This is a genomic window from Corynebacterium pilosum DSM 20521 = CIP 103422, assembly GCF_000373805.1.
GTDB lineage: Bacteria > Actinomycetota > Actinomycetes > Mycobacteriales > Mycobacteriaceae > Corynebacterium > Corynebacterium pilosum.
On record NZ_KB892438.1, the window covers coordinates 309920 to 326571 of the forward strand.

The following is a 16652-nucleotide window of genomic DNA, read 5'->3' on the forward strand; positions in this document are numbered from 1 at the left end:
CGAGCGATTCTAGGCGCAACGCGCCCCAAAGATCTTCAACAGGCTAAGCCAACATGCGAAGACATTCTTTGGCAAGATGGGGCGTGTGATTAATGTTGACCTGCTAAATTCTCTTGCCAGCACCTACGGCTTGTCGACGAGCTACACCGGCTCCGACGGCAACCAGGTGACACCACCTGCGCAGACTCTGGTGAAGTTGCTGCGCGCAATCGGCGTGTCGCTGTCCGACGACCCGACCGACGAGGAGCTCAACGACGCGCTTGAACGCCACCGCCTGCGCGAGGCTTCGCGGCCGCTGCCGACCAGCGTGGTCAGCGTCGAAGGCGTAGAAAAGCAGTTCAATATCCACGTCCACCACGGCGCCCCGGCCCACGTATGGATCGAGCTGGAGGACGGCTCCCGGCGCGAGGCCTACCAGGATGAAAATTGGACCCAGCCCGTCGAGGTTGACGGCGTGACCTGGGGCGAGGCCACCTTCCACATCCCGGGCGACCTGCCGCAGGGGTGGCACACGCTGCACCTGGAATCGGGTGACGCGCGTCATGAGACCACGTTGATTATTACGCCGGAACGCTTGTCGACGACCGACCGTTTCGTCGATAAGCCTGTATATGGGGTGATGGCGCAGCTGTACTCCGTGCGTTCCGAGCAGTCCTGGGGGATGGGTGATTTCGCCGATCTGGGCTACCTGGCGGAGATCCTGGCGAAGCGTGGCGCGGACTTTTTGCTGATCAACCCGGTGCATGCTGCCGAGCCTTTCCCGCCGGTGGAGGATTCGCCGTACTTGCCGACGACGCGCCGCTACGTCAATCCGATCTACATCCGCGTCGAGGACGTGCCGGAGTTCTCGGGCGTGGATGCCGATGTTGCGGAGCAGGTCACAGCGCTTTCCGACGAGCTGCGCGCCGCCAACAAGTCCGCCGATTTCATCGAGCGCAATCCCATCTATGAGGCGAAGCTGGCCGCGCTGCGCGAAGCGTTTTATACCGAGTTCACCGAGCCGCGCCTGGCCCAGTTCGAGGCTTTCATCGAGGAGCAGGGCCAGGGCTTGGCGGACTTCGCCGAGTGGTGCGCCCGCCGCGAGTTGGAGCAGGACGCGGAGCATCGTTATGCGCTTGACGACGAGGACCTGGCCCAGTTGCAGCGCTTCTACATGTGGCTGCAGTTCCTCGCCGATGAGCAGCTGGCGGCGGCCCAGCAGCGTGCGCTGGATGCGGGCATGGACATCGGGATCATGACCGACTTGGCTGTGGGGGTGCACCCCGGTGGTGCCGACGCAAACAACCTGGCCAAGGCGCTGGTGCCCGATGCCTCGGTGGGTGCTCCACCAGACAACTACAACCAGCGCGGCCAGGACTGGTCCCAGCCGCCATGGAACCCGGTGCGCCTGGCCGAGGCCGGCTACACCCCGTGGCGGAACCTGCTGGCCACGGTGCTGCGCAACTCCGGCGGCATCCGTGTGGACCACGTGCTGGGGCTGTTCCGTTTGTTCTGGATGCCGCGCATGGAGTTCCCCGCCACCGGCACCTACATGAACTATGACCATGAGGCCATGCTGGGCGTTTTGGCACTAGAGGCAGAGCGCGCGGGGGCCGTCGTCGTCGGCGAAGACCTGGGCACTTTCGAGCCGTGGGTGCAGGACGTGTTGACTGACCGTGGCGTGATGGGTACGTCGGTGCTGTGGTTTGAGGGCTCCCCCACCGTGGAGGGGCCACGCCGCCAGCATGAGTACCGCACGCTTGCGCTGTCGAGCGTGGGCACCCATGACCTGCCGCCGACCGCCGGGTACCTGGCTGGCGCGCACAATGAGCTGCGCGATGAGCTGGACCTGCTCGACGTGCCGGTGGAGGAAGTCGACGCCGAAGACGTTGAATGGCAGGGCAAGGTGCTCGACGTGGCGCGGGAGACCGGTGTGTTTGATGGCACTGAGCTGGAAAACGTGGAGTTCTCTGAGCGCCCGCGTGATGATCGTGGCGCGGTATCGGACCTCTTGGTGGGCCTGAATAAGTTCATTGCCGGCACGCCTTCGGCCCTGACCTGCACCAATCTGGTGGACATGGTGGGCGATCTCCGGATCCAGAACCAGCCAGGTACTAACCGTGAGCAGTACCAGAACTGGTGCGTACCACTGACCGACGGCGACGGCGAAGCCGTGCTGCTCGAGGACCTTGAGAAGATGGAGCTCTTCCAGCGCGTGGCGGAGGCCTCCAAGCGGCGTTAGCTCCGCTAAAGCAGCCCGATCAGCCCGGCGATCACAACGAGTGCCAGCAGTAGCCACAGCGCCTGTGTTACGCGCGACTGTGGGTACTTGCGCCGGGCTTTCGGCAGCTTTTTATCCTGCTCACGCAGTTTTTCTGGGTTGGCCATAGTTGCTTACCTTAATCCTTCTTGCGTTTGCTAGCTAACAGGTGGCCTGCCCAGCCGAGCCAATCCACCGCGCGGGTCAACACAATCGCACCCAGCACCGCTAGCGGGATGAGCACCAGCAGCAGCACGGGCACCTGCACCCAGAGGCTGGCCTGGGTCAGCCCTACGACCAGTTGGTCCATCTAAACCTCTACGCCTTCCAGCCCGCGGCGCACCAGCAGCGGCCGCACGTCCTTCGCGCTGCCCCGGAACGCCTCATAGGCCTCAGCATAATCGCTGGCCGCACCGCGGGAGAGGATGGTGTCGCGGAAGAGTTGGCCGGTCTCGCGGTTGATGCCGCGTTCGGCGACCAGCTCGTAGCCGTCCGCGTCCAACGCTTCGGCCCACAGGTAGGAGTAGTAGCCCGCCGAGTAGCCGCCGGCGAAGATGTGGTTGAACCAAGTGGAGCGGTAGCGCGGCTCCAGGCCTTCCACGTCCAGCCCCACAGCGGCCAGGGCCTCCTCCTCGAATGCGGCGATGTCGGTGTCGGCGGGGATCTCGTCGGCAAGCGAATGCCACGCAAGATCGATCGCGGCAGCGGCAAGATACTCGGCGGTCGCGAAGCCCTGGCCGAACTTGCGCGAGGCGATCACGGCATCCAGCATCGCGTCGGGTAGGACTTCCCCGGTGTCCACGTGGCGGGCGTAGTTGCGCACGATCTCCGGGGCAAACGCGTAGTTTTCGTTGATCTGGCTGGGGAATTCCACCCAGTCGCGCGGGACGTTCGTGCCGGACATGCTGGGGTAACGCACATCGGACAGCAACCCGTGCAGCGCGTGCCCGAATTCGTGGAAGACGGTGGTCACTTCGTCGATGGATAGCAGCGGGTCCGACACGCTCATCACGTTGACCACCACGGGCTTCGTGCCAGCCAAGTGCGACTGGTCCACGAACGAGCTCATCCACGCCCCGCCGCGCTTGGACTCGCGCGCGCCATAGTCCGTCAGCAGCAGGCCCAGGCCCTCGCCGGATTCCTCGCGTACTTCCCACACGTCTACATCGTCGCGGTAGGCGCGCAGATCATCGCGCTTTTCGACGACCACCCCATACAATTTATTCGCCGCATAGAAGACGCCGTCGCGCAACACCTGCTCCAGTGGGAAGTACTTGCGCAGCTCAGCTTCGTCGAGGTTGAGCTCTTCTTCCGCGCGGCGGGCTTGCCAGTAGGGCCAGTCGGCACCGTCTACTTCTTCGCCGGCGAGTTCGCCCGCCAGCTTGCGCTCTGCTTCGGCGTTGGCGGCGGCCGCGGGCGCGAGGTCGGCGATGAGGTCGCGCGCGGCCTGGGCGTTGCCTGCAGTTTCCTCGGCGATCACGTAGTCGGCGTGCGTGTCATAGCCCAGCAGCTGCGCGCGTTCCTGGCGCAGCCGCACCGATTCCAGCACGATCTCCCGGTTGGTGTCCTGGCCGCGCTTGCGTGAGGCGTCGAAAAGCTTGTGCCTGCTTTCCGACGATTCCAGCTGCGACTGCGCCGATTGTGTCGTCGGCAGTTCAATGGGCAGCACGTAACCATCACCATCGGCCTCTTTGGCCGCGTCGATCCGCGCCTGCGAGAGCCCGGCTAGCTCTTCGGCGGAGTCGAAACGGACGGCGAGCTCGGTGGTATCGGCAAGCAGGTTGCGCCCAAACAGTTCGGAGAGCTCGGAAAGGCGCCGGTTGATCGTCGATAAGCGATCCTTGCCTGCCTGATCGAGGTCGGCGCCGCGGCGGGTGAAGGCGCGCAACAGCTTGTCGTGGAGGCGGCGGGACTCCTCGTCCTCAGGCACGGTGACGGCCTGGATGCGGCGGTAGAGCTCCGCGTTCTGGTAGATCGCGTCGGAATGGGCGGACAGCTCCGGCACCCAGCGGTCGGCGACGTCGTCGAAATCCTTGCCGCCGTCGGTGCCCTGCAGGTTAAAGAACCAGGATGCGACACGGTCCAGGTCCGCGCCGGAGAGCTCCAGGGCCTCCACGGTGTTGGCCCAGGTGGGCTCTTCTTCGGCAAGGATCTGCGCGATCTCCTCGCGGTGGCGCTCCAGGGCGATGGGGAAAGCGGCGTCTGCGTCGGCCACGGTGATCGCAGCGAAGTCCGGCAGATTATACGGCAGTTCGGATTGCTGAAGAAGTGGGTTTGTCATAATGGCTAGACTACAGCGGTATGCGCAACGCTGAAGTGACCTGCCCCGCCGGCACCATCATCGGCCGTTCCGACGGCACCGTGGACATCTTCCACTCCGTGCCCTACTCACATATCCCCAGCGACTTCGCCGATGCCCGCCCCGCCGAACGCGGCCTACTGATCGACGCCACCACCCCGCAACCCGACAAGGTCGCGCTCACCATCACCCGGCCCGCCAGCGCGCGCGATCTCGACGACCTCCCCGTCATCGTCTACATCCACGGCGGCCGCTTCGAAAACGGCACCCACGAAGACCCCCGCGCCACCGGCTACGCCAACGCCATCCAGGGCGTGATCCAGGTCCAGATCGGCTACCGCGTCCGCTTCGAAGGCTTCGCCCGCTTCCACGACGACGAACCCAACCACTACCGCGGCATCGACGATTGCGCTCTCGCCCTCGAATGGATCCAGCACAACATCGAATCCTTCGGCGGCGACCCCACCAACGTCACCCTCGTCGGCCAGTCCGCTGGTGCCACCGCCGCCCTCTGGCTGACCCGGCGCGACCACTACCGCGGCGCATTCCGGCGCGTGGTGGCCATGAGCCCCAGTTTCCCCCGCGCCTCGTATGAGCAGCGGCGCACCGGCGTGCAGACCGCCTTCTTCGGCATGGTGGCCACCCGCGCCAACATGGAGAAGGCATCACGGGCTCGTCGAAAAGCGGCCTATAACCGCTTCCGCACCCGCCACATCCTGGACATCGCGCTAGGCCCAGCGCCGCTCACACCCCGCGATATGGCGGAGGTGGACGTGGTGGTGTCGTCGACACGCGACGAATTCTATCCCCAGCCCTTCGCCGCCCAGGCCGACAAGCTGGGCCAAGGTGCCGCGATGGTCCGCATGCTCGGGCCCGCCATGGGACTCAAGCGCGACACGACGAGCTACTGGCTGGAGCACGCCCGCGCGATCGACCCGCGCCACCTCGCCGGGCGCTTCGTCACCGACGCCTCCGTGCGCCGCTGGGTCGACCATGTTGCCGAACACGCGCCGGGGCGTACTTGGCAAGCCGAGTTGCTTGCCGACGATCGCTCGCCCGCGTACCACTCGCGCGATATCCGCCCCCTGTTCGGTAACAATCCGTATGTTGCGGGCGATGGACTTAATGCCTGGTTGGTTAACTACGCCCGAACGGGGGAGCCTGGCTGGCCCGAATACAACGCGGCGGATGCCAAAAATGTGCTCCAAGTGGACTTATCAGGTACAAATGACACGTTAAGTAAAAACCCGTTAGGGTATATTCGGCACTCTTTCACAGAGCTTCCTACGGAATCTTAAAAAAGAGGGCCGGAGGGGCCCTGACCTGCGGGAAGCGCGAAGAACCTAAGGAGTTTTGCATGATCCAGGAGGCCGAAATCGGCGACTGGCTGCGGAGGCAGCCTTTTTATCGTGGAGATCGCAAGGATGACCCTCAGGTTCGCACCATCAAAAAGTTGCCCCTCTTAACGGGGCACCACTATTTCGTCGATACGGCACACGCCGGCGCCTACCAGATTTTCCTCAACCAGGACGGCACGGACATGTCCGATGTCGTCAGCGAGGCGCTGGCGCGCAACAGGGTGAAGAGAATCCCTTTCACCGAAGGCGCCGAGCTCCATGGCTACCTGCCGGACCGGTACACCCTAGAGCGCGTCGACTACCCGACTAACCCCAACCTGAACTTCCGCATGACGGACGTGGCCACCGGCGAGCACTGCTTGCTGCGCATTTTCCACTACCTGCCGGAGGGCATCAACGACGAGGTGGAGCTGCTCTCCCAGCTCTCCGGCCCCCACTTCCCCTCCCTGCTGGGCCACGTCACCATCGACTTGGACGGGCAGACGTACACGTTGTCCGCGGTGGAAAGCTTCAACCTCGGTGAGAAGGGCAGCGAGATTGCCCAGCTGAACTCCTCTGCCGGCTTCTACGAGCACAATGACCTGATCAAGCTCGGCGAAACGGTGCGCTACATGCACGACGCGCTGGCCATGGCTTTCCCCACCGACTCGCTACCGAAGCACTACATGGGCGACCACCTGTGGGAACTCTTCAACATCCTGCTCGTCGACCACCCCCACCTGGAGGAATACCGCAGCCGGATCGCCGCCCTGATCGACGACATGCCGGACGAGTTCCCCGTGCAGCGGATCCACGGCAACCTGCGGCTTGATGTCACGCTTTACGACGAAGGCCGGTGGGTCATCATCGACTTCGAAGAGTCAGTGCCCTACCCGGGTGCTGCTGAGCTGCGCAGCCCGACCGACGACATCGGGGGTATTGTCGGCTCGCTGCGCGCCCACGGTGCCGACAACCCGATGTGGTGCGAAAACGTGGTGCGCAGCTTCCTCGAGGGCTACGGCCAAGACAAGATTACGCCCACCTTTAAGGCGTGCATGGCGCACCGCGGGCTTGTCATGCTGGCCGAGGCCACCAATGATGCCGAGCGCCTCCAGGGCCGGCGCATGCTCAGCTTGGAGGCCTAGCCTAGCGCTGCTCGCCTGAGAGGACCGAGCTTAAGCGGTGATCGAAGAGTTCGCCGACCATCCAGTCGGAGAAGACCCACGGGGTGGTCTGGGCGGTGGCCAGCACCTTGCGGGGATCGGCCCACACGTAGGCATCGATCTCGCTAGGTTCCGGTCCGATCAGCGCGTCCTCATGCAGGCGGACGACGAAGACGGGGCAGATTTCATTTTCCACGATGCCGGCCACGTCGGTCGCGCGATAACGGAAGTCCGGGATCACCTCGCGGATCTCCGCGATATAGTCCGCCGCGATGCCGACCTCCTCGCGCGCACGGCGGCGCACCGCAGCAACCAGCTCCTCGCCCGGTGCCGGGTGGCCGCAGAAGCTATTGGTCCACACCCCGGCGAAGGTTTTCTTGGCGAGGGAGCGGCGCGTCATCAGCAAGGAGCCCTCCGCGTCAAACACCCAGGCAGAAAACGCGAGGTGCAGTGGTGTATCGGTGGTGTGCACCTCTGCCTTGTCGGCCTCGCCGATGGCGGCGCCGTTGTCGTCGAGAAGTACTACGCGTTCAGACACAGATTTTCCTTTAATTGTTGAGGTTGCCGGAGAAGGTTACGTTCGCGATTGTGAACTCCGCATCCCATATGTTGCCCGTTGACACGTCGAAGGCATAATGCAGGTTCGTCGTCGCCCCCGGCCCCAGCGGCAGGTCCAGCCCCACCTCGTCGATCCCGGCCGCCTCCGCACTCATCGGGGTGGCCGTCGTGGCATCGGAGGAAGACCCCGGCGAGTAGCGCAGCGTGGGCTGGCCCAGCGCCTCGGGCGGCATGGGGACCTTCGAGTTATTGGCCACGGCCACCGTGACGACGGTGCCGCCGTTGGGCGCGTAGGTAGTGCCCTGCCAGTGGAAGGTGAGGTCCATTCCGGGGTCGTCGACAGGCGAGCCGTCGATCTTGTCGGTGACGATGGGATCCACCTGGCGTGTTTCGAACTCGGGCTCGGCGGCCTCCGCCGTGGTGGCCACGCCGGTGGTCGGGGTGATCGGGTTTTCCCCGTTGGCGGCGTCGCCGTCGACCGTGTCGTCGTTAGCGCACGCGACTGTCCCCGCCGCCAGGCTGAGCGCGGCGAGGAGCGCGACTGCGCGGGAAAGCTTCAAAGCCATGGGTACCTTTCGGTTCGCGTCGTGTGGCCTACTTTAGCCGGTCAGTGACTACCCGCGTGCACAGGACCCGCGTTGTTGTTAGCATCAACATCTTATGCAGTCCCTTTCCCGTGTCCTTCGTAGCGCCTCTGCCCTGTGGCCTTTATACATTGCCATTATTGTGTTCGCCGCGGTGCAGGCGGCGCTGGCGCTTGTTAGCCCGTTTATCCTGCGTGAGGCGACGGATACGATCGTCGCGGTGGTCTCCGGTGAGACCGTGGCGGGCGCGGTGACGCGCACGATCATCTGGCTGTCCATCGCGCTGTTCGTCGCCGACCTGGCCTCCACCGTGGCGCAGAATATCGGCGGCTACTTCGGCGACGTGATGGCGATGCGCCTGCGCCAGATCCTGTCAACACGCTACTTCGCAAAGCTGCTGGCCCTGCCGCAGCGCTATTTCGACGGGCAGATCACCGGCACCGTGATCGCGCGCCTGGATCGTTCCATCGCGGGGATGACCCAGTTCATCCAGTCCGCGTCGAACTCTTTCCTTCCAATGATGCTGCAGGTCATCGCGGTGCTGGCGATCACCACGTTCTACTACTGGCCGCTGACCCTCCTGCTCGCAGCGCTCTTCCCGATCTACATGTACCTCACCGCGCTTACGTCGAAACGCTGGCAGCGCATGGAGGGCGAGAAGAACGCGGAGATCGACGCCGCCAACGGCCGGTTCTCCGAGGTCATCGGCCAGGTCAAGGTGACCAAGTCCTTCGTCGCGGAGATCCGCGAGCTCGACGATTTCGGCAGCCGCTACGGCCGCACCGTCGAGATCACCCGCCCGCAATCACGCTGGTGGCACGGCATGGACACGGCCCGCGGCGCAGCCATGAACGTGATTTTCCTGGCCATCTACCTGCTGCTCTTCCTGCAGACCGTGAACAGCCGCTTCACCCTCGGCGACATGGTCATGCTGATCACGCTGACGAACATGGCGAAGCAGCCGGTGTTCATGATGAGCTGGATCGTCGACGCCGCCCAGCGCGCCATCGCCGGCTCCAAGGACTACTTCCGCGTGATGGACGAGCGCGTCGAGCCCACCGCAAACGCGCAGCTCGTCGCCGCCACCGAGGCTTCCGGGGTGCCAGTGCTTAACGACGAGCACCCGGCCCCACTTGAACCCCAGCCACCCGTGGTGCGTTTCGACGATGTCTCCTTCGGCTACGAACCCGACGAGTTGGTGCTGCGCGATATCTCTTTCACGGCGCGTGAGGGCGAGCGCGTGGCGCTGGTCGGCGAATCGGGCGGCGGCAAGTCCACGGTGATCAACCTGCTGTTGGGCCTCTACCCCATCAATGGCGGCGAGCTCACGGTGTGCGGGCATAACGTCGATACGCTCACCAACGAGCAGCTGCGCGCTTCTGTCGGCGTGGTCTTCCAGGAGCCGAACCTGTTTTCCGGCACGATCCGCGAGAACATCGCCTACGGCAAGCCGGACGCCACCGACGAGGAGGTAGAGCAGGTCGCCCGCCGCGCCAACGCGCATGACTTCATCATGGGCTTCCCGGACGGCTACGACACCGTCATCGGCGAGCGCGGCCTGCGCCTGTCGGGCGGCCAGAAGCAGCGCGTCGCCGTGGCCCGCGCCATGTTGAAGGACGCGCCTTTGCTGCTTCTCGACGAGGCCACCTCCGCCCTGGACAACAAGTCTGAACGCCAGGTGCAGGCGGGCCTGAACGAGCTGATGCGCGACCGCACGACGATCATCATTGCGCATCGCTTGTCGACGATCGCCGACGTGGACACCATCATCACGCTTGATGATGGGCGGATCGATGAGATCGGCTCCCCGGAGGATTTGGCGGTCTCCGGCGGAATTTATTCAGAGCTTTTGCAGCTGACCGCATCCACCTCAGAGGCCGACCGTGCCAGGTTAAAGCGTTTCGGTTTCGTCACCGGCGACGAGGAGGACGAGGCCGAGGAGCCGACAGGGTCCACGCGCGCTGACTAAACTGTCGGCCATGCAGTTTCCAAGCCTTGAGACCCTGAAAGCCCGCGGCACCCGAAAGTGGACGCAGTTCGACGACGACGTCCTGCCGCTGTTCATCGCCGAGAGCGACTTCCCCACCGCCGCGCCGGTGCTGGACGCGATCCAAGCGTGTGTGGACAACGAGACCTTCGGCTACACCCCGGCCAACTCGGGCCTGCCGGAGGCACTGTCGGATTTTTATGCCCAGCGCTACGGCTGGCGCCCCGACCCGGCACGCGTGGTCACCTGCGCCGACGTGGTGCGCGGCATGCTGTTGGGCATCCAGTACTTCACCCGCCCGGATAGCCCCGTAATCGTGCCGGTGCCCAGCTACCCGCCGTTTTTGGAGCTGCCGGAAACCGCTGGCCGCGAGCGCATCGACGTCTCCGCCACCGCCGAGGGCCTAGACTTCGACGAGATCGAGCAGGCCTTCAAGCAGGGCGCCGGCTCCATCCTGCTCGCCGCCCCCAACAACCCGTGGGGCTTCACCTTCTCTCACGATGAGCTGGTCCAGCTCACCGACATGGCCGCCCGCTATGACGCCCGGGTGCTTGTCGACGAAATCCACGCCCCCATCGTGCTCGACGGCTCCCATGTGTGCGCGGCCAACGTCTCCGAGACCGCCGCCGAAGTCTGCATCACGGTGACCGCCACCTCGAAGGCGTGGAATATCGCCGGCCTCAAATGCGCGCAGATCATCTTCTCCAACGACGAGGACATGAAAACCTGGAACAGGCTGACCGGTGTGGCCAAAGATGGCACCGGCACCCTCGGCGTGTACGCCGCAGAAGCCTGTTACCGCCACGGCACCGAGTCGCTGGAAGAACAGCTCAACCAACTGCGTGAGAACCGCCAGTTGCTCGTCGACAAGCTACCTGAAGCTGTGCCCGGGATCCGCTTCACCGAACCCGCCGCCACGTACCTCATGCTGCTCGACTTCTCCGAGACCGCCCTGCGCGAGAAGCAGCCGGCCACATGGCTTCGTCGACACGCGAAAGTAGCGTTGAACGAAGGCACCAGCTTCGGGCCCGGCGGCGAACACAAGGCACGTCTCAATTTCGCAACGAGTCCGGATATTTTGCGCGACGCCATCGACCGGATAGGTGCAGCCGTGCGCACAATTGCCTAGCCTTGAACGCATGGACGAAACAATTTACCAATCGGACACTGACAACGAAGGCCGCATCGTCGAGCCAGACGCCGGCGACTTTGACACCCCAGCCCCCGCGCCAGGAAACGAGCCCTGGCAGCGGCCGGACCCCGAATGGTACAAAGACGCCGTCTTCTACGAACTGCTCGTGCGCGCGTACTACGACCCCGACAACACCGGATCCGGCACGCTCAAAGGCGTGATGGAAAAGCTGGACTACATCCAGTGGTTGGGCATCGACGCCATCTGGCTGCCACCGTTCTATGACTCGCCCCTGCGCGACGGCGGCTACGACATCCGCGACTTCCGCAAAGTCCTGCCCGAATTCGGCACCGTGGAAGACTTCGTCGAACTGGTCGACCAGGCGCACCGCCGCGGCATCCGCATCATCACCGACTTCCCCATCAACCACACCTCCGACCAGCACCCCTGGTTCCAGGAATCGCGCCGCGACCCCAAAGGCCCCTACGGCGACTACTACGTGTGGAGCGACACCGACGAAAAATACTCCGAGGCGCGCATCATCTTCGTCGACACCGAAGAGTCCAACTGGACCTACGACCCGGTGCGCAAGCAGTACTACTGGCACCGCTTCTTCTCCCACCAGCCGGACCTGAACTACGACAATCCCGAAGTCCAAGACGCCATCTTGGACGTGATCCGCTTCTGGCTGGACCTGGGCATGGACGGCATCCGTCTGGACGCCATCCCCTACCTGTTTGAGCGCGACGGCACCAACGGCGAAAACCTGCCCGAAACCCACGACTTCATCAAGCGCGTGCGCCGCATGTTCGACGAAGAATACCCCGGCCGCTTCCTGCTCGCCGAAGCCAACCAGCTGCCCGAAGAAGTGGTGGCCTACTTCGGCGACTCGGAGGCCGGCGGCGACGAATGCCACATGGCGTTCCACTTCCCCGTCATGCCGCGCATCTTCATGGGCCTGCACCAGGAGTCCGCGGCGCCGATCATCGACATCCTGAACGAAACGCCTGCGATCCCGGAGTCCGCGCAGTGGGGCATGTTCCTGCGCAACCACGACGAGCTCACCCTCGAGATGGTCAGCGACGACGAGCGCGACTACATGTACGAAAACTTCGCCGCGGAACCCCGGATGAAGGCCAACGTGGGCATCCGACGCCGCCTCGCCCCGCTGCTGGGCGGCCACCGCGGGCGCATCGAGCTGGCCCACGCCATCTTGCTGTCCCTGCCGGGCTCTCCATTTTTGTACTACGGCGATGAGATCGGCATGGGCGACAACATCTGGCTGCCCGACCGCGACGGCGTGCGTACCCCCATGCAGTGGTCCAATGACCGCAACGGCGGCTTCTCCCGCGTCGAACCCGAGCGCCTCTACCTGCCGGCGATCCGCAACGATCAGTACGGTTTCCAGGCCGCCAACGTGGAGGCCCAGATGTCGCGCGATAATTCGCTGCTGCACTGGGTGCGCCAGCAGGTGCACATCCGCAAGCAGTACAAGGCGTTCGGCCGCGGCTCGCTGAAGTTCGTCCACCACGAGAACCCGGGCGTGCTCGCCTTCATCCGCGAGTACGAGGGCGAGGACATCCTGTGCATCAACAACATGACCTCGCGCCCGCAGGCCGTGGAGATGCACCTAGGCGAGTTCAACGGCGTCACCCCGCGCGAGCTGTCCGGCGGCGAGTACTTTCCGACGATCGGCGAGTTGCCCTGGCTGGTCACCCTTGGGCCCCACGGTTTCTTCTGGTTCGACATCTCCAGGAGCAACTAATGGATCTAGCCAAGGAACGTTTCTACGGGGCAAAAACGGAGCCAATCGACGAGATCACCGTCGCCGCCTCCCAACCCGCCGGCATTTACACGTGGCAGTTGCTCGACGTCGCCCACGGTGGCACCACCGACACATACCAGGTGCTTGCCGACGAGCACTCGGACCGCGACCAGCTCAACACCGAAGCAGGTGCCCAGGCCTGGTGGGAGCACCGCGCCGATTTTGGGGAGGTGCATGGGGATTTCGTCGGCACGCGCGCAGTGCCCATGGGTGTGGAGCAATCCAACACCAACCTCATCGTCGATAAGCAGTGGGTGGTCAAGGTCTTCCGCAAACTCGAAGACGGCCTGAACCCCGACGTGGAGCTGCTCAGCGTGATCGGCGACTGCCCCAACGTGGCCGGCGTGCGTGGCTGGCTCACCCGCGACGGCCGCACCCTGGCGATGATGCAGCAGCGTATCGTCGGCGGCGTCGATGGTTTTGACCTCGCCCGCGCCACCACCGACTTCACCGACCATGCCCGCGCGCTCGGCGAGGCCACACGCACGGTGCATGAGGCGCTTGCCGACGAGTTCCCCACCGAGCAGGTGAGCACAGAGGCGATCGTCGATAAGCTTCATGCTCACTTAGACGAACTGTTGCCGCAGGCAGAAGCCCTGCGTGCGCACGAGCCGGCCATCCGGGAGTTGTACGACGCCGCTGCGGGCGCGGGCGAGGCCACAATTCAGCGTGTGCACGGTGATTTGCACCTGGGCCAGACGCTGCACGCCGACCGGTGGTACCTGATCGACTTCGAGGGCGAGCCGGCGCGGCCATTGGCGCGGCGTGTGCTGCCGGACCATCGGCTGCGGGATGTGGCCGGCATGGTGCGCTCCTTCGGATACGCCGCCGCCATGGGAGGCCACGGTGCGGAGTGGGAGCGCGAGATGGTTGATGCCTATCTTGCGGGCGCGGACGCGGACGCTAGCGCGTTGCTAGCTGCGTATATCGTCGACAAGGCCGCGTACGAAGTTGTGTACGAAGCCAACAACCGGCCCGACTGGGTCCACATCCCTTTGAAGGCGATCACAGAACTTTTACAGGGGTAACCTAGGTCACCCCCAGTTCTGGTGACCGCACCTGCAGTACTAGTGTTATGTGGAACAAAATTTTTGGTTCACAACACGTTACTGGAGGTGCGGCATGTCGACGACCCCGACAACCGCGAACAAAACCGGGTTCGTCACCATTGTGGTGACGGCTCTCATGCTCTTTTCGATGTTCTTCGGAGCGGGCAACCTAATCTTCCCGCCGATGATCGGTGTCGAAGCGGGCACAAGCTTCTTGCCGGCCATCCTCGGCTTCCTCGGCACCGGCGTGCTGCTTCCCGTGCTGGCCGTGATCGCGATTGCGCTGTCCGGTAACAACGTGCGCGACCTGGCCCGCCGCGGTGGCGTCATCTTCGGCATTTTCTTCCCGATCCTGGCCTACCTCTCCATTGGTGCGTTCTACGCCCTGCCGCGTACCGGTGCCGTGTCCTTTGAAACCGCAATCACCCCGTTGACCGGCTGGGATTCGCTGCTGGCCTCCGGCGTGTTCAACCTTTTGTTCTTCGGTGTCGCGCTGGCGCTGTCGTGGAACCCCAATAAGATCGTCGATACGCTCGGGCGTTACCTCACCCCGATCCTGGCGATCCTGCTGGCTGTCCTGATCACCCTGTCCGTGACCACCATGAACGGCGAACCGGCCGCGCCGACCGAAAAGTTCGAAACCGCGCCTTTCGCCACCGGCCTGCTCGAGGGCTACCTGACGATGGACTCCATCGCGGCGTTGGCCTTCTCCATCGTCGTGATTTCCACCCTGCGCTACAGGGGCGTGCCTGAAGGCGCACCGCTAGTCAAGGGCACCATCCTCGCCGGCCTAGGCGCGGGCCTGCTGCTCGCCGCCATCTACCTCGGCTTGGGCGTGATCGGCCAGGTCATCGAGGACGGCAGCCAGTACGAAAACGGCGCGCCCCTGCTTGCCGACGCCGCCCTGCAGACCATGGGCCAGCCCGGCCAGATCGTCTTCGCCCTCATCGTGCTGCTGGCATGCCTGACCACGGCGGTCGGCCTGATCACGTCCACCTCGGAGTTCTTCAACACCATCTTCCCGGGCGTGTCCTACAAGGCGTGGGCGGTTATCTTCACGGTCGCGTCGATCCTGATGGCTACCCAGGGTCTGAACACTGTCATGTCCGTCGCTGCGCCTGTGATCACGTTCCTGTACCCGCCGGCGATCACCCTGATTTTCGTCGCGCTGATCGAGCCGCTGTTCCGCAATAACGTGTACTTCTACTGGGCGTACCGGGTGCCGATCTGGGTCGCTGTCATCTGGTCCGCCATCACCGTGTTCATCTCGCTCGGCTGGGGCGCCGACCTGCTGACGCCACTGGTCGGCTGGGCGCCGATGCAGGACCTCTCCCTCGGCTGGGTCCTGCCCGTCGTGGTCGGCTTCGTGATCGGCCTTGTGCTGGACTTCGTGCAGAAGCGCGAGGCGCCTGCCGACAATCGCTCCTTCCTCGCCCGGGCAACCGCTTAACGACGAAGCCTGGGTGGGGATAGCCCGGCCAACGGGTGGTCATTGGCCACCACCTCGCCACCGGGCAGAATCCGGTACGCTATCCCGCCACTCGTGCTGTAATGCTGCTGGTCACCGGCTTTACCATTGTGGTACGGGCACAGCAGGCACATATTCGACAACACACTCAACCCACCCTTCGAGAAGGGGATATTGTGGTTGATCTCGCAATACGCCGCCGGCACACTACAGCCCAACCCAGCACACACCGTCTGGTTGGCTTCCAACAACGCTCGGTCTTTGGCACTGCCGTATCGTGATAAGGCTTTCTCGACTGCCTCCGCAGGTATCGGTGGTTCACCGGCNNGNANCNGGCGGGCTTGTTCGGCTTCTAACTCCGCCCGGGTATTGATCGTGTTATCCCACCCACCCAGNGGNTTGTTGGCATAGGCCAGTCCGATCGCNCCATGGGCAGGGGTCAGCCCCACAATCTCGAGAGTGGGATTGATCTTNTTCGCCAACGCCTGGGTCAGTGTCATAGTCGCCCCNGTNGTGGTGACCACGGTNGGGTCAGACGATTCCCCGTCCAGTAGTGCTGCCAGGTCATCGAGCCAGACTAAGACTTTCATGGTGTAGTTCGCTGAGCCGGTGCTGGTGCCGTTGAGTAGGTCACCAAGGGTGGCGATGGCGGCTTCGGCGGTGGTGGTTTCATCGGTGGTGGCGCGTTCGCGGATCTGGTGTTCGAACTCGCGGATCGTGGCGGCATCGCCACGCAGGTTCATTGAGGCATCCCCGGTGGGTGGGTGCGAGGTGACTTTGAAGCTTGGTTTGGGTGTTTCTTCTTCGGCGTCGCAGTTATAGTGCTCGAGTTTTTCACGCGCATANGCAGCAAAGCCGTAGTGGGTGCCGCCATAGCGTGTTAAGTCGCGGCGTAGTGCCCAGGCTTTGGTGTCGTCGTGAAGCCTGGCGACGACCCTTTCGATAGCATGCAGGCGCTCGAAGCCTAACTGGTTGGTGGTGGCATGCTCGCGGGCATCGCGCTGCTTGCGC

At 64.0% G+C, this 16652-nt stretch carries 13 protein-coding genes; 8 read left to right on the forward strand and 5 right to left on the reverse strand.

Going from position 1 to position 16652, the window contains the following annotated elements; translation table 11 throughout:
* The first annotated feature begins 76 nt into the window (after positions 1 to 76).
* Complete coding sequence (malQ, locus tag B097_RS0101435; RefSeq protein WP_051078007.1) at positions 77 to 2221, forward strand: 4-alpha-glucanotransferase; 2145 nt, start codon at positions 77 to 79, stop codon at positions 2219 to 2221.
* A gap of 5 nt (positions 2222 to 2226) precedes the next feature.
* Here the strand turns inward: malQ and B097_RS13540 are convergent, their stop codons facing one another.
* Genes B097_RS13540 through B097_RS0101450 form a run of 3 tightly spaced genes read right to left on the reverse strand, consistent with a single transcriptional unit; the run spans position 2227 to position 4520 of the window.
* A complete protein-coding gene (locus B097_RS13540) occupies positions 2227 to 2367 on the reverse strand; it encodes a hypothetical protein (RefSeq protein ID WP_018580755.1) in 141 nt (46 codons plus the stop codon).
* A gap of 11 nt (positions 2368 to 2378) precedes the next feature.
* A complete protein-coding gene (locus B097_RS13430) occupies positions 2379 to 2549 on the reverse strand; it encodes a hypothetical protein (protein ID WP_018580756.1) in 171 nt (56 codons plus the stop codon).
* Positions 2550 to 4520: a M3 family metallopeptidase gene (locus B097_RS0101450; protein WP_018580757.1), complete on the reverse strand. Its 1971-nt coding sequence runs from the start codon at positions 4518 to 4520 to the stop codon at positions 2550 to 2552.
* 20 nt (positions 4521 to 4540) lie between these two features.
* Between B097_RS0101450 and B097_RS0101455 the strand changes: the two genes are divergently transcribed.
* Both B097_RS0101455 and B097_RS0101460 read left to right on the forward strand, forming a co-directional pair.
* A complete protein-coding gene (locus B097_RS0101455) occupies positions 4541 to 5836 on the forward strand; it encodes a carboxylesterase family protein (protein ID WP_018580758.1) in 1296 nt (431 codons plus the stop codon).
* 59 nt (positions 5837 to 5895) lie between these two features.
* Positions 5896 to 7020 (forward strand): phosphotransferase, encoded by a 1125-nt coding sequence (locus B097_RS0101460; protein WP_018580759.1) that lies wholly within the window; start codon positions 5896 to 5898, stop codon positions 7018 to 7020.
* A gap of 1 nt (position 7021) precedes the next feature.
* Here the strand turns inward: B097_RS0101460 and idi are convergent, their stop codons facing one another.
* On the reverse strand, positions 7022 to 7576 hold the full coding sequence (gene idi, locus B097_RS0101465) for an isopentenyl-diphosphate Delta-isomerase (protein WP_018580760.1): 555 nt from the start codon (positions 7574 to 7576) through the stop codon (positions 7022 to 7024).
* 10 nt (positions 7577 to 7586) lie between these two features.
* Positions 7587 to 8162: a hypothetical protein gene (locus B097_RS0101470; RefSeq protein WP_018580761.1), complete on the reverse strand. Its 576-nt coding sequence runs from the start codon at positions 8160 to 8162 to the stop codon at positions 7587 to 7589.
* A 94-nt stretch (positions 8163 to 8256) separates the two neighbouring features.
* Here B097_RS0101470 and B097_RS0101475 point away from each other — a divergent pair, with 94 nt between their 5' ends.
* The 5 genes from B097_RS0101475 (at position 8257) to brnQ (ending at position 15623) form a co-directional block, all read left to right on the forward strand.
* Positions 8257 to 10149, forward strand: coding sequence for an ABC transporter ATP-binding protein (locus tag B097_RS0101475; RefSeq protein WP_018580762.1), 1893 nt, complete (start codon positions 8257 to 8259; stop codon positions 10147 to 10149).
* Positions 10150 to 10159: 10 nt separating this feature from the next.
* Positions 10160 to 11296, forward strand: coding sequence for a MalY/PatB family protein (locus B097_RS0101480; protein ID WP_018580763.1), 1137 nt, complete (start codon positions 10160 to 10162; stop codon positions 11294 to 11296).
* Between the two features lie 10 nt (positions 11297 to 11306).
* Positions 11307 to 13064 carry a maltose alpha-D-glucosyltransferase gene (gene treS, locus B097_RS0101485; protein ID WP_018580764.1) on the forward strand — a complete coding sequence of 586 codons (1758 nt, stop codon included), beginning with the start codon at positions 11307 to 11309 and terminating at the stop codon, positions 13062 to 13064.
* Positions 13064 to 14152 carry a hypothetical protein gene (locus B097_RS0101490; protein WP_018580765.1) on the forward strand — a complete coding sequence of 363 codons (1089 nt, stop codon included), beginning with the start codon at positions 13064 to 13066 and terminating at the stop codon, positions 14150 to 14152. The genes treS and B097_RS0101490 overlap by 1 nt, the downstream gene beginning before the upstream one ends.
* 94 nt (positions 14153 to 14246) lie before the next feature.
* Entirely contained in the window at positions 14247 to 15623 is a 1377-nt protein-coding gene (brnQ, locus tag B097_RS0101495) for a branched-chain amino acid transport system II carrier protein (RefSeq protein ID WP_018580766.1), read from the forward strand.
* The last annotated feature ends 1029 nt before the right edge of the window (positions 15624 to 16652 follow it).

What these genes read in the sequence shown, in the direction of transcription:
- malQ (WP_051078007.1), top strand. Translation starts at nt 77, where the DNA reads ATGGGGCGTGTGATTAATGTTGACCTGCTAAATTCTCTTGCCAGCACC.
- B097_RS13540 (WP_018580755.1), bottom strand. Translation starts at nt 2,367, where the DNA reads ATGGCCAACCCAGAAAAACTGCGTGAGCAGGATAAAAAGCTGCCGAAA.
- B097_RS13430 (WP_018580756.1), bottom strand. Translation starts at nt 2,549, where the DNA reads ATGGACCAACTGGTCGTAGGGCTGACCCAGGCCAGCCTCTGGGTGCAG.
- B097_RS0101450 (WP_018580757.1), bottom strand. Translation starts at nt 4,520, where the DNA reads ATGACAAACCCACTTCTTCAGCAATCCGAACTGCCGTATAATCTGCCG.
- B097_RS0101455 (WP_018580758.1), top strand. Translation starts at nt 4,541, where the DNA reads ATGCGCAACGCTGAAGTGACCTGCCCCGCCGGCACCATCATCGGCCGT.
- B097_RS0101460 (WP_018580759.1), top strand. Translation starts at nt 5,896, where the DNA reads ATGATCCAGGAGGCCGAAATCGGCGACTGGCTGCGGAGGCAGCCTTTT.
- B097_RS0101470 (WP_018580761.1), bottom strand. Translation starts at nt 8,162, where the DNA reads ATGGCTTTGAAGCTTTCCCGCGCAGTCGCGCTCCTCGCCGCGCTCAGC.
- B097_RS0101475 (WP_018580762.1), top strand. Translation starts at nt 8,257, where the DNA reads ATGCAGTCCCTTTCCCGTGTCCTTCGTAGCGCCTCTGCCCTGTGGCCT.
- B097_RS0101480 (WP_018580763.1), top strand. Translation starts at nt 10,160, where the DNA reads ATGCAGTTTCCAAGCCTTGAGACCCTGAAAGCCCGCGGCACCCGAAAG.
- treS (WP_018580764.1), top strand. Translation starts at nt 11,307, where the DNA reads ATGGACGAAACAATTTACCAATCGGACACTGACAACGAAGGCCGCATC.
- B097_RS0101490 (WP_018580765.1), top strand. Translation starts at nt 13,064, where the DNA reads ATGGATCTAGCCAAGGAACGTTTCTACGGGGCAAAAACGGAGCCAATC.
- brnQ (WP_018580766.1), top strand. Translation starts at nt 14,247, where the DNA reads ATGTCGACGACCCCGACAACCGCGAACAAAACCGGGTTCGTCACCATT.